This is a genomic window from Tumebacillus lipolyticus (genome assembly GCF_042682745.1).
GTDB classification, from domain to species: domain Bacteria; phylum Bacillota; class Bacilli; order Tumebacillales; family Tumebacillaceae; genus Tumebacillus_A; species Tumebacillus_A lipolyticus.
The window spans coordinates 492,235-505,180 of the sequence record NZ_JBHUIO010000005.1 but is presented as its reverse complement, the minus strand read 5'-3'; the positions used below and the strand labels follow the sequence as shown (position 1 = coordinate 505,180).

Sequence of the window (12,946 nt, the reverse complement as noted above, 5' to 3'; positions counted from 1 at the left end):
AGATTCTCTTTTCGAAATCGTTCGGAAATTAGAACTACTGTCTCAAAAACTAATTGTTTAGTCAAGAGCAAATTTTCTGTTTGCTTTTTCGTTAGGAGGGGTATATAGTGATACGAAACGAAAGCGATTCACGAAATCCTGTTACTAATCGAAATCAGTCAGATCGAAAGGATGAGGATCCAATCATGAGCAAAAAGCAAGTTAAGGTCGCACTGTCTATCCTGTTGGCAGGTTCGCTGTTCGCAGCGGTCGGCTGTAGCTCCCAATCGTCCGGAACGGATGCGGGAACGGGCAACAACTCCGCACCGAAAACGGGCGGCACACTGAGCATCTCCCTCGATGCAGACCCGCCGAAACTCGATCCGGCCTTCTCGACAGCGCTCGTCGACCGCATGGTGTTTCAAAGCATCTATGACAAGCTGGTCGATGTGAACGAGAACGGGGAGGTCGTTCCGATGCTCGCCGAGAAGTGGGACGTTTCTCCCGATCAGAAATCGTACACGTTCACCCTTCGCGAAGGCGTCAAATTCCACGACGGAACAGACTTTAATGCGGAGGCGGTCAAGTTTTCCCTTGAGCGCGGGATGGATAAAGCGTCCAACCGGAAAAACGAGCTGAATGATATCGAGAAGATCACCGTTGTCGATGCAAAGACGATCAAGATCGAGCTCAAGCAGCCGTTCGCACCGTTTCTGTCGATCCTCTCTGACCGCGCCGGCATGATCGTCTCGCCAGAAGCGGTGAAAAAGTATGGGGATGAGTTCCTCAACCATCCGGTGGGAACAGGGCCTTTCGTCTACAAAGAAAGGCAGAAAGGGTCGTCGATCACCCTTGAGAAAAACCCGAACTACTGGCAAAAAGGGCTTCCTTATCTCGACTCTGTCACCTATAAAATCATGAATGATGCGAACGTAGCGCTGATGAACTTGAAGAGCGGGCAGGTGGACATCACCAACAAGTTCCCGTATAAAGAGATCGAAAATGTTAAGAATGATCCGAAGATTTCGGTAGTTAACGAGCCAGGCCAAGGCTATCAGGGGATTCATTTGAACACTTCGAAAGCGCCGTTTGACAACAAAGAGCTTCGTCGGGCGGTCGACCTGATGATCGATCGTGACGCGATCGTCAAAGTGGTGCTCTCCGGCGCAGGATCTGCTGCGCACTCGCCGTTCTCGAAGAGCCATTTCGCTTATGGGGACAGCGACAAAGTGGAGCAGCCGAACGTGGAAAAAGCGAAAGAGCTGCTGAAAAAAGCGGGCAAGGAGAACGGTTTCTCCTTCACGCTGAAGCTCGGCACGTCGCCGACCAACCAACAGGTCGGACAGATGATCCAAAACATGTTGAAGCCAGCGGGCATCACCGTCAACTTGGAAAAGGTGGAGTTCGGCACGATGCTTGAGCAGAGCAAGACGGGGAACTTTGAAGCGGTCTCGCTGGGCTGGAGCGGTCGTCCCGACCCCGATCAAAACATCTATGACTTTGCCACCAAGGGCGGCTCGAACAACTACGCGCAGTATTACAACCCAGAAATGGATCGCGTGCTGAAAGAAGCGCGCCAAGAGGGCGATCAAGCGAAGCGCAAAGCGGGCTACGATGCAGCGATGAAAATTTTGAACGATGAAACGCCTTATGTATACCTCTATCATGATCACAACGTGTTTGGCGTGTCCAAGTCGGTGCAAGGATTTACCTACTATCCGGACGGTCTGATCCGCACGGCGAACATTTCGAAGAACTGACCTGCGGGTGAGAAAGGAGGATTCGGATGAGGTTTTTAGTCAGGCGGCTCTTGCTTGCCGTTCCTGTAATTCTGTTGGTCACCATCATGGTCTTCTCCCTCCTGCACCTGCTGCCTGGCGACCCGGCGACCGTCATCTTGGGACAGGAGGCGACTCCGGAGGCGATCGATGCGATGCGCGAGGAGCTCGGTTTGAACCAGCCGATCGTCATGCAATATCTCAAATGGCTCGGCGGGGTGTTGCAAGGCGATCTCGGCAGGTCGTTGGTCGACCATTCGCCCGTGTCGGAGCTGATCTGGCAACGGCTGCCCGCGACGCTTGAGCTGACGATCGGCACCTTTGTGGTCGCACTGTTGATCGCGATTCCGGCCGGCATCCTCTCGGCGACAAGGCCCAACTCGTGGATCGACTACACGTCAACCTTTTTCGCCCTCGGCGGCATGAGCGTTCCACACTTTTGGCTCGGCATGATGTTTATCGTCTTCTTCGCAGTAAAACTCGGCTGGCTGCCAGCGTCCGGCTATGTGCCGTTTACCGAAAACCCGCTGGCGAACATCACCGCGATGATCATGCCGGTGCTTGCGACCGGGCTTCGCGAGTCGGCGATCCTGATGCGGATGCTTCGCAGTTCCTTGTTGGAAGTGATGCATGCAGATTACATCCGCACCGCCTATGCAAAAGGGCACAAAGAGTCGTTTGTCATCTTCCGCCACGCGCTGAAAAACGCGCTGGTTCCGGTGGTCACCACCTCCGGTCTGATCGTCGCAGGGCTGCTCGGCGGGCTGGTGATCACCGAGTCGATCTTCTCGATTCCGGGGTTTGGCAAACTGATCGTCGAGTCGATCTACAACCGTGACTTCGTGACGGTGCAAGGGGCGATCCTCGTCTGCGCGCTGATGGTCGTGGTGGTGAACCTGCTGGTCGACATTCTGTATGCGGTGATCGATCCGCGGATCAAAGTCGGAAAGGAGGCGGAACAATGAGCCAGACGGTCATCGATTCTCAACAACCCGCGCAGACGGCAGCACAAGCTGAAAGCCAGTGGCGGCTCTTTTTCCGCCGCTTTGCAAAGAACAAGCTTGCGATCGTCGGGGCGCTGATCTTCTGCGCCCTGCTGGCGACGGCGATCTTTGCTCCGCTGATCGCAACGCACGACATCTATGAACAGGACTACAACTCGGTCCTCGCCAAGCCGGGGAACGGGCACCTGTTCGGCACAGATGACCTCGGTCGGGATGTGTTTTCGCGCTTGGTGTACGGCGCTCGCCTGACCCTGCAGGTGGCGATCATCTCGGTCGGCATCGCCGTCCTGATCGGCGTTCCGATCGGTCTGATCACCGGCTATTACCGCGGCGTATGGGATGAGTGGGTGGTGATGCGCGTCGTCGATGCGATGCAGGCGTTTCCCTCCCTGATCTTGGCGCTGGCGATGGCGGCGGCGCTCGGCGGCGGGTTCTACAACGCGATGGTAGCGATCGGGATCGGGTTTTTGCCATCGTTCATCCGCATCACAAGAGCGCAGGTGATGACGGTGCGCAACCTTGAGTTCGTGCAGGCGGCCAAGGCGATCGGCGCGAGCGACTGGCGGATCATGTTCCGACATGTGCTGCCCAACTCGATGGCGCCGCTGTTGGTGCAGATCACGCTGGCGATGGCTTCGGCGATCATCGCCGAGGCGGGCCTGTCCTATCTGGGACTGGGTGCAAAACCGGAAGATCCGAGTTGGGGTTCGATGTTGCACATCGCACAAGGATACCTCAACATCGAACCGCTCTTGGCAGTTTGGCCAGGATTGGCTATCTTTTTGGTAGTACTCGGTTTCAATTTGCTCGGCGATGGCATCCGCGAGGTGCTCGACCCCAAGTTGAAGCGATAGAGAGAAAAAAGGAGTGGACTTTGTGGTCTACGTCTATTCGGAACAAGATCAAATGCCACCGTTTGAGATCGATGATCTCGATCGGCAGATTCTCGAAGCTCTGCATGAGAACGCTCGCATCTCCTATACAGATCTCGGCAAGATGATCGGGATCTCAAGGGTGGCGGTGCAGTCTCGCATCAACGCGCTGATCGAGGGCGGCGTGATCGAACGCTTTACTGTGGTGATCAACCCGGCAAAAGTGGGCATTCAGGTGTCAGCTTTCTTCAATGTGGACATCGAGCCGCAACATCTCGATCAGGTCGCCAAGGAGTTGGCAGAAGAGCCTGCTGTCACCAGCTTGTACCACATGACCGGGCCGAGCACGCTTCATATGCACGGAATATTTCAAAGCAACCAAGAACTTCAGAAGTTTCTGTTAGATAAGCTCTATGCGATGCCCGGCATTTCTCGCGTCGACTGCCAGATGCTGTTGAAGAGATACAAGAGCCGCATGGGGATGAAGCTGTAAGTTTGAGGTCGGGAGGAGATGAGCCATTTGTCCATTTGGGACTTATTCATCGCGATGGCGCGAGCGGGCGTACTCGGTTACGGTGGCGGCCCGAGCGCAATCCCGCTCATTCGCTCAGAGGTGGTGGATCGCTACGGTTGGATGAGCGATCCGGAGTTTACAGACGCTTTGGCGATCGCGAACACGCTGCCAGGGCCGATCGCGACCAAGCTTTCCGCTTTTGTCGGCTATAAGGTGGCGGGGGTTCTCGGCGCGACGTCTGCGCTGATCGGCATGGTCGCACCGACTGCGATCGCCGTGATCCTGTTGTTGAAGATCCTGTTGGCCTATAAGAACAGCCCCTACCTAAAAGGGCTGATCGCAGCCGTTCGTCCTGTCGTGGTCGTCTTGCTGTTGCAGACCGCTTGGCAATCTTCACAAGGGGGAACGTTTATCGACTGGAAGCCGATCTTGGTCGGCGTGGGCGCGATGGTCGCCATCTTCTGGCTGGAGATCGATGCGCCGTACGTCATCTTGGCGGCGATGGTGCTCGGCGTGTTCTTTTTCCGACCGGCAGGGGCGTAGCGGGGAGATTGCGTGTCGGAAAGCTGTCTGAAAGATGTTAGCTAATGTGTATGGTAGAACAAAGCCAATGTGTATGGTGTAAGGAAAAGATCGACCCCCTCGGTGCGATGCGCTGAGGAGGTCGATCTTGTTGTGCTCTATTCGAAGTCGAATCCCTGTCCGTTCAAAAAGGCGCGCATGTGAGCGCGGGACGGATGGGCATATTTTTCGGAGATCTGTTTGGACCAGGTTGTGTCCAGCTTCCCTCCTGTGCGCTCGGTGTAGTAGCTGTTCATCCGCTGGTCGTAGTCGTCGATGCCCGCTCTGACCTGCTCCTGCTGGTATGTATTCTCATGGTAGACCGCTTCTGTCGCCAACCGAGGGCGGAACGAAGGCTCTTGGTCAGGAACGCCGACGCACATGCCGAAGACCGGATAGACCAGCTGCGGGAGCTTGAGCAGTTCGGTGACGGCGGCCGGATTTTGGCGGATGCCGCCGATGTAGACGATGCCGAGCCCGAGCGATTCGGCAGCCACCGCTGCGTTTTGTGCCGCCAGGGAGACGTCGACCGTGGCGACGAGGAAGCTCTCCACATGCTGGTGCTGCATGTCGACCTCATGTTTGGCACACGCCTGCTGGAGCCGATAAAGGTCGGCGCACCAGATGAGGAACAGACCGCACTCTTCCACATACGCTTGATCGCCGGCCAGATGTGCGAGCTGCTTTTTCAAAGCGGGGTCGGTGACGCCGATCACGCTGTATGCTTGGATGTTCGAGGAGCTGGATGCCATCTGCGCCGAGCGGACGATCTGCCCGATCTGCTCTTCGGACAGCGGGGTGGGCTTGTACTTGCGAATGGAGCGATGTTGCTGCAACAGGTCGATCGTTTGGTTCATGAAGGTGTCCTCCTTGCTTGGCAAGTGATCAAATATCTACTATTATAACGAAAAAGAATTGAGGTTGTGCAACGTGGACGTAAAGCCTATCGTGTTGGAAGGATCGAGAGTCAGACTGGTTCCGATCGGTCGGGAGCATGTGCAAGGTATCTATGAAGCTGCGAACGCGGAGGAGATCTGGGCCTATATGCCCTACCCGATCGACTCGCTGGAGCGGGCCGAATTTTTTGTGGAAGAGGCGCTCGCCGCTGTGGAAAAAGGGACTGATCTCGTCTTTGTGATCTTCGACAAGGAGCGTGACCAGATCGTCGGTTCCACGCGCTATCTTGACATCTCGGTCGCCAACAGAGGGTTGGAGATCGGCTGGACGTGGTTGCATCCGGGCGTGTGGCGCTCGCCGATCAACACCGAGAGCAAATATCTCTTGCTTCGCCACGCGTTCGAAGCGCTCCGATTCATCCGCGTGCAACTGAAGACAGATGCGCGCAATGTTCGCTCCCAGACAGCGATCGCGCGACTTGGAGCGGTGCGCGAAGGCGTGCTGCGCAATCATCGTATTCTTCCCGATGGTTATGTGCGGGATTCGGTGTACTTTTCGATTTTGGATCGCGAGTGGCCCGATGTGAAAGCTCGCTTGGAAAGTGCGCTGTGAGGGCTGGATTGAGAAGCAAGAAAGGGAACCAAGAAGGAGAAACTGGCGCGATGACCGGAAAGCGTGAAATTGTGAATGCGCGCAATGGCAGAGCGATTTGAACATACCCCAAGCATTTGATGGGGATTTAGATGGTAGTCAAAAGGCACTTCGAATGCGTTCTTTCGAGGTGCCTTTTCTCGTTTTCTTCTTGCTGAGCGCGTCATACATCAATTTGCATACGAGATGTCACACATTTGGCGTGTGACCTGTCTTTACTTATGATGCACGGAAACAGGATCAAGGAATGTGCAGAAAGAGAACCAACTGATGGATGGGACGAAGTGGACAAGAGTAGGAGCGATGACAAAGGAAGGGAAGGCATAAATCATGAAAATTTTAGTTGCGGGTGCAACAGGTGTGATTGGACGCTCGCTGATTGCTCAACTGGTGCAAGCTGAACATGAAGTCATCGGAATGACGCATCATCGATCAAACACGAAACTGATTGAAGAGCGAAGAGCAACCGCATGGGTAGCAGACGCTTTTGATCGGGAAGCTATTTTTAGTGCGATACATCAGACGCGACCGGAAGTGGTGATCCATCAACTCACCTCGTTGCGGGAGCAGAGTTCGGCAGAGAATGCCAAGATCAGAATTGAGGGCACGCGAAATCTTGTCGATGCTTCACGCTCGGCAGGCGTCAGGCGCATGATTGCCCAAAGCATCTCTTGGGCGTATGAACCGGGCCAAGCTCCAGCTACAGAAGATGTTCCCCTCGATGTAGACGCTTCGCAGCCGAGGCGGACGACCATCGGCGGGATTATGGCCTTAGAGAGAGCGGTCGCGGAGATTCCTGAATGGATCATTCTTCGATATGGCACGCTTTACGGACCAGGTACGTGGTATGATCGGGATGGAACGATCGCGGAGCGGGTAAGAAGAAAGGAAATGATCGCGACCGAAGGGGTAAGCTCATTTCTGCATGTTGAAGATGCTGCAAGAGCTGCCTTGCTCGCGCTCGAATGGCCATCTGGTCCGGTGAACATCGTGGATGACGAGCCCGCTTCAGGATCTTTGTGGCTACCCGCGTATGCTTCTGCGATCGGCGCACCTTCGCCCACCATCCAAGCGGGAAGCAATCGCGGGGAACGAGGCGCTTCAAACGAAAAGGCACGCATTCAGTATGGCTGGACACCGCTGTACCCCTCATGGCGTGATGGTTTTAAGACCCTCTAGAAAAGTCTGACACGAACTTCGATATAAACCCCACCCTAGATCGAAATGTGTCTCGGGGATTTTTAGCTCGGGAGGAACGCTAGTGGATCATGATCGAAGTTTTCATGACGTGAGCGTAGAAGAGTTGTATCTGTCGCTTCGAACCTATTTGGTCTCGATCGCCTACCGAATGCTCGGCTCTTTGATTGATGCTGAAGATGTCGTGCATGATACCTTTATGAAACTACAAGCGAGCGATATTTCCCATCTCAACCATGCGAAGTCCTATTTGACGAAGATGGTGACAAATCGTTGCATCGATGAGATCCGATCGGTCAAAAAGAAACGAGAGACCTATCTGGGGACTTGGTTGCCAGAACCGCTTGTTCAGGGGCATGTGGTGGTAGACCCTTCAGAAAAAGTCATCCTCGATGATTCACTCCGTTACGCGCTCTTGCTCTTAATGGAAGAGCTGTCTCCCCGGGAGCGAGCGGTCTATGTGTTGAAGGAAGCATTTCAATTCGAACATACAGAAATCGCCTCTCTGCTGCATGTTACGGAAGCGAACTGCCGAAAGATATTTAGCAGGGCGAAGAAAAAAATGAATGCCCTTGCTGACGACTATCTGATACCGGATCAGCTTCAGAAGGAGCATACTGCTCGATTTATCACCGCCTTATCAACGGGGAACATTCAAGAGATGACCGACCTCTTAGCGGATGACGTCACCTTAGTTGCAGACGGCGGTGGAAACGTCATGACCGCTATCAACGAAATTGTGAGCAAGGAGCGCGTCGCAACGATCTTGCATGCGATCGCTACCAAATTTTTTGCTGGAAAAACTGCGTATGCGGTGCGCGTAAACAACCAAATGGGAATACTCGTCGTAAAGGACGGGGAGCCGTTCGGGGTATGGAGCATAGTCTGGCATCCAACCACGCATCAAATCAATCGTCTGTTCTATGTTGTAAACCCTGAAAAACTCCAGCATGTCAATCTTTTGCCCACCTGTTGAACAGGAGGATTCGCGGAGAAACGAGCGATGTGGTAACGCAATAGCTCACTCGAACGAATCGGACGTTTCGATCCCAGAGGCCCATCATGATGATGGGTTTTTCCTTTTGGCGGCTGGGAGCTGTTGAGGGTGGCTGAAGATAACTTTCCATTTTTGCCCTGAAAACGAGCGGTGTCTCGCATCTTTCGTTCGGCCGTTTCCTGTCGCGATATTCACTCCTTTTTGTTGCCACTTTCGATGTTCTCATTCTACACTGTAGCTAGCATGCCCAACTTGTACCAGTGTGAGGTGACGCCTGTGGATGTGGTGAGCAACAGAGAGACGGAACATCGGAAGATTCCATTCACGTTTCAGATCTTGAATATGTTGAGGATTTTGATGTTGCTTTTGTTTTCCGGCACTTATTTTTTTTATGGAGATGGACCGACCGAGTGGCAGCAGGTGTACATCATCATCGCCATGTGCCTGTTTGTGATCAATCACTTTGCCAGGTGTGTGTCCTCCAATCGCTATTTCTTATGGTGCACGGCGCTCGACTTTTTGCTGGCGACCGGTTTTGGCGTGGCGTTTCTCGGGCTGGGTTATCCGTATGAACTGTTTTATGGCATCATCGGCGTTACGCTGTTGATCGGCACCGACAACAAGCGGATCTTGTACGTGGCTGCGGGGCTGCTCGTCTTGGTCTGGAGTGCGATTTTGTGGGTGGAGATCTCGCTGATTGGCAGCGTGCACTTTTTGAACACGGCGATCAATTTCGGATTTGTCATCTTCTCCGCGCTGGTCGGGTCGCTGATCCGCTATTTCATGCTGTCCAGACAGAAGGTGGGGGAGCTGTATGAGCGGTTGGAGGAGTCCCATCAAGCGTTGCGCGAGTATGCGAAGCAGGTGGAGGTGCTGACCGCGATCAGCGAGCGTAACCATATCGCTCGGGAAATTCACGACACGGTGGGACACTCGATGACCGCATTGCTCGTCCAACTGCAGGCGGCGCGCAAGCTGCAGGCGCGCGATCTCGAATTGAGCGAGCAGGCGCTGATGCGCTGTGAAGAGCTGGCGCGTTCCGCCTTGCAACAGGTGCGGCTGTCGGTCAGAGCGCTGCGAGAAGAGGAAGCGCAGCCGATCTCTCTGGTCGAGTCGGTTCGCCAACTGCTCGCCGACTTTGCGGAGATGACCGGGGTGAAAACAGAACTTCAGGCACAGGGGCAATTTTCCGCAGTGCCAGAGTCGCTCAAGCCGATCATCTATCGCATCGTGCAGGAATCGCTGACCAACGCCAAGCGCCACGGAAACGCCAGCTCTGCGGTCGTGCGCATCAATAGCTCCGAACAGGAGGTGCTGATCGTGATCGAAGACGATGGGCAGGGTGTGGCAGAAGTGGTGCCCGGCTTTGGTCTGATCAACCTGCGCGAGCGCGTGATGGAGCTGGGAGGCACCGTGCTGTTCATCACGCAGAGCGGCTCTGGGTTTCGCACCGAAGTTTGCTTTCCTTTGAAAGAGCAATCATGGAAATTTGGAGGTGGGGGCGCATGATCAGAGTGATCGTGGTCGATGATCAGAAGTTGATGCGCGACGGATTGAAGACGATCTTAAGCCTGGAGGAGCATCTGGAGGTGGTCGGAACGGCAGCAGATGGTGCGCAGGCGCTTGAGCTGGCGAAGGAGAGCAAGCCCGACCTGGTGCTGATGGACATTCGCATGCCGGGCGTGGATGGCGTGGAGGGCACTCGTCTGATCAGACAGCAGCTGCCAGATACGAAGGTGCTGATGCTGACCACCTTTAATGACAGCGAGCTGATCTTTCAAGCGCTAGAGGAGGGGGCGAGCGGATATCTGCTCAAAGATATGCCGACCGAGGTGATCGTTCAGGCGATCATGACGGTGAGCGCTGGTGGCGTGGTGCTCCCGCCGGACAGCACCGCACAGGTGGTGGCGGAGATGAAGCGGATCAGGGAGCGGAGCGGACAGGAACCGGTGGAGCGAGAGGCCAGCGCCGAAGCGCTGCGTCAGGTGCGCGAGCTGACGGAGCGAGAGCTTGAAGTGCTCAACCGACTTGGGCTTGGGATGAACAACAAGGAGATCGCCGAGTCGCTCGTGATCACCGAAGGCACGGTGAAAAATCACGTGTCGAACATCATCGCCAAGCTGTGCTTGCGCGATCGCACGCAGGCGGCGATCTTTGCCGTCCGCCATGGCATCACCGCCTACCACTCATGACTTTTGGCATAGCGAGCGGCCGTTCAGGCCGCTTTTTTCATTGGGAAAGTTCTATCGCGCGGGGGATGGGGGATGCTTTCCCTCGTCGTACAATGATGTCAATACAAGCGAGTGAGGGGAGTTGGCGAGAGATGATGTTACAGGTGCAAGAGTTAAAAAAGCGATTTGGTGAGCGGGAGGTCGTGCGCGGCATATCCTTCGCGGTGGAAAAGGGCGAGTCGTTCGGGCTGCTCGGGCCGAACGGAGCGGGCAAGTCGACGACGATCTCGATGATCTGCGGGCTGCTCACAGCGGACAGCGGAGATGTCAAAGTGGCAGGTCTGTCGGTAAAGCAAGACCCGGTCGGCGCGAAGCGGAAGATCGGGGTGGTTCCTCAGGACATCGCGCTGTACCCGACCTTGTCCGCCCGTGAGAATCTCCTGTTCTGGGGGCGGATGTACGGCCTGCAAGGCGCAAATGTGAAAAAGCGAGCAGATGAAGTGCTGGAGATGGTCGGCCTGAGCGATCGTGCCAAAGATGCGATCGAGAGCTTCTCCGGCGGGATGAAGCGGCGGATCAACATCGGCGCTGCGCTGATGCACGCACCCGAACTGCTGATCATGGATGAGCCGACAGTCGGGATCGACCCGCAGTCGCGCAACCACATCTTGGAGACGGTCAAGGAGTTGAACCGCAGCGGGATGACGGTGATCTACACTTCCCACTACATGGAGGAGGTCGAGTATCTGTGCGAGCGGTTGGCGATCATCGATCACGGGCAGCTGATCGCGATCGGCTCCAAGCAAGAGCTGAAAAACAGGCTGACCAACGGAGCGATGATCAAGCTGGTGCTCGAAGCGGAAGTGCCCGCGCTTGGCGATCAGCTTCGCGCCCTGCAAGGCGTGCAGCAGGTGGCGATCGAAGGGGACGAGATCAGCATCTTTGCCCAGGGTGCGCGCCAACTGCTCGGCGATGTTGTGACGACTGCGACCGCTGCCGGCGCACAGATCGTGTCGGTCGATGTGCTGGAGCCGAACTTGGAGACGGTGTTCTTGCACCTGACCGGGCGGACGCTGAGGGACTAGGAGGCGAGAGGGATGAAGTGGTGGCACATCGCAAGAAAAGATATCCGCATCAGGCTGCGCGATCGGAAAGGGTTTTTGATGATGATCGTCATGCCGCTGGTGTTGACGGCGATCTTGGGCGCTGCGCTGAGCGGGGTGTTTAACCAAGAGGGCAACACGATGCCGGAGTTTGAAGTGGCCGTCTATCGCGGTGATGATGGAGCGCTGGGCAAAGCATTGGTCGAGGACATCCTGCAGAGCGACGATTTGAAAAAATCGATCACCGTCAAGTCGGTCGATTCGGAGTTGGCCGTACAACAGAGTGTGCAGGACGGGGAAGCTGCTGTCGGGCTGGTGATCCCCACAGGCTTTACCGACGGGGTGAATCGCGGCGACGCGGTACAGGTCGAACTGATCCAAGATCCAGGCAAACAGCTGGTCTCGCTGATCATGAACAGCATCGTCACCTCCTACACCAATCGCATCTCGGCTGTCGGCGTCGCTTCGAGCGCATTGGTCGACGATCTGAAGCAAGCCGCTCCTGTGCTTGCAGGTCAGGGTGTCGACATCGGCAAGATCGCCCAAGAGGTGCTCGACGACCTGAAGCGGGCAGCATCCTCACCTGGCGCGGGCGTGGTCGAAAAGCCGGTCGGGGAAAAAGAGGTGACCGCCCAGCAGTACTATTCGGCGGCGATGGCTGTGATGTTCCTGCTGTTCAACGCGACGATCGGGGCTAAATCGATCCTCAATGAGCGGGCGAGCGAAACGCTGTCTCGCATGCTCACCACGCCGACAAACAAGTTGAACATCCTGCTGGGGAAGTTTGTTGGCACGCTGTACTTTTCGCTGCTTCAATTTGCCGTCTTGATGCTCACGACCAAGTACGCTTTTGGCGTGGATTGGGGCGACTTCGGGCAAGCGGCAACCGTTGCATTCGGATATGCGATCGCCGTGTCCGGCCTGTCGATGGCGTTGGCCGCTATGCTGAAGTCGGAGCAATCGGCCGATCTGGTCTCCGGGATCGGCGTGCAGATCTTCGCCGCGCTCGGCGGCTCGATGCTCCCGCTCTCCCAGTTCCCAGAGCTGCTGCAAAAGGTGGCGCTGATCACCCCGAACGCTTGGGCGCTGACCAGCTTGACCGGGATCATGACGGGAGCAGAATGGCAGGCGTTATATCTCCCCATCGGCGTATTGCTCGCGATCGGAGCGGTTGCTCTGTCGTTCGGCACATGGCGCTTAGCGGCGCGATAGGAGGGAAATC

The 12,946-nt window shown here is 55.7% G+C and carries 13 protein-coding genes; 12 read left to right on the top strand and 1 reads right to left on the bottom strand.

The window, feature by feature from the left end; translation table 11 throughout:
* Positions 1–185: 185 nt before the first annotated feature.
* From ACFSOY_RS07760 to ACFSOY_RS07740, 5 genes are read left to right on the top strand one after another with little or no spacing between them, the layout of a single operon-like run.
* The gene (locus tag ACFSOY_RS07760) at positions 186–1,739 is read left to right on the top strand and encodes an ABC transporter substrate-binding protein (protein ID WP_386045382.1); all 1,554 of its coding nucleotides are present in this window, start codon (positions 186–188) and stop codon (positions 1,737–1,739) included.
* A gap of 26 nt (positions 1,740–1,765) precedes the next feature.
* A complete protein-coding gene (locus ACFSOY_RS07755; protein ID WP_386045380.1) occupies positions 1,766–2,722 on the top strand; it encodes an ABC transporter permease in 957 nt (318 codons plus the stop codon).
* Positions 2,719–3,615, top strand: coding sequence for an ABC transporter permease (locus tag ACFSOY_RS07750; protein WP_386045378.1), 897 nt, complete (start codon positions 2,719–2,721; stop codon positions 3,613–3,615). Before ACFSOY_RS07755 ends, ACFSOY_RS07750 begins: the two co-directional genes overlap by 4 nt.
* Positions 3,616–3,667: 52 nt before the next feature.
* Positions 3,668–4,126, top strand: coding sequence for an Lrp/AsnC family transcriptional regulator (locus ACFSOY_RS07745; protein WP_386046778.1), 459 nt, complete (start codon positions 3,668–3,670; stop codon positions 4,124–4,126).
* A gap of 27 nt (positions 4,127–4,153) precedes the next feature.
* Positions 4,154–4,690, top strand: a complete 537-nt coding sequence (locus ACFSOY_RS07740) for a chromate transporter (RefSeq protein ID WP_386045376.1) — start codon at positions 4,154–4,156, stop codon at positions 4,688–4,690.
* A 137-nt stretch (positions 4,691–4,827) separates the two neighbouring features.
* Here ACFSOY_RS07740 and nfsA read toward each other — a convergent pair whose 3' ends face one another.
* Positions 4,828–5,565, bottom strand: coding sequence for an oxygen-insensitive NADPH nitroreductase (nfsA, locus tag ACFSOY_RS07735; protein ID WP_386045374.1), 738 nt, complete (start codon positions 5,563–5,565; stop codon positions 4,828–4,830).
* A 73-nt stretch (positions 5,566–5,638) separates the two neighbouring features.
* Here nfsA and ACFSOY_RS07730 point away from each other — a divergent pair, with 73 nt between their 5' ends.
* From ACFSOY_RS07730 to ACFSOY_RS07700, 7 genes are all read left to right on the top strand, one after another.
* Entirely contained in the window at positions 5,639–6,217 is a 579-nt protein-coding gene (locus ACFSOY_RS07730) for a GNAT family N-acetyltransferase (RefSeq protein WP_386045372.1), read from the top strand.
* A 369-nt stretch (positions 6,218–6,586) separates the two neighbouring features.
* Entirely contained in the window at positions 6,587–7,435 is an 849-nt protein-coding gene (locus ACFSOY_RS07725) for an NAD-dependent epimerase/dehydratase family protein (protein WP_386045370.1), read from the top strand.
* Positions 7,436–7,517: 82 nt separating this feature from the next.
* Positions 7,518–8,429, top strand: a complete 912-nt coding sequence (gene sigJ, locus ACFSOY_RS07720; RefSeq protein WP_386045368.1) for an RNA polymerase sigma factor SigJ — start codon at positions 7,518–7,520, stop codon at positions 8,427–8,429.
* Positions 8,430–8,807: 378 nt separating this feature from the next.
* Positions 8,808–9,959 (top strand): sensor histidine kinase, encoded by a 1,152-nt coding sequence (locus tag ACFSOY_RS07715; protein ID WP_386045366.1) that lies wholly within the window; start codon positions 8,808–8,810, stop codon positions 9,957–9,959.
* Positions 9,956–10,642, top strand: coding sequence for a response regulator (locus ACFSOY_RS07710; protein WP_386045364.1), 687 nt, complete (start codon positions 9,956–9,958; stop codon positions 10,640–10,642). The genes ACFSOY_RS07715 and ACFSOY_RS07710 overlap by 4 nt, the downstream gene beginning before the upstream one ends.
* A gap of 134 nt (positions 10,643–10,776) precedes the next feature.
* On the top strand, positions 10,777–11,706 hold the full coding sequence (locus ACFSOY_RS07705; RefSeq protein ID WP_386046777.1) for an ABC transporter ATP-binding protein: 930 nt from the start codon (positions 10,777–10,779) through the stop codon (positions 11,704–11,706).
* 12 nt (positions 11,707–11,718) lie between these two features.
* Positions 11,719–12,936: an ABC transporter permease gene (locus ACFSOY_RS07700; RefSeq protein ID WP_386045362.1), complete on the top strand. Its 1,218-nt coding sequence runs from the start codon at positions 11,719–11,721 to the stop codon at positions 12,934–12,936.
* The last annotated feature ends 10 nt before the right edge of the window (positions 12,937–12,946 follow it).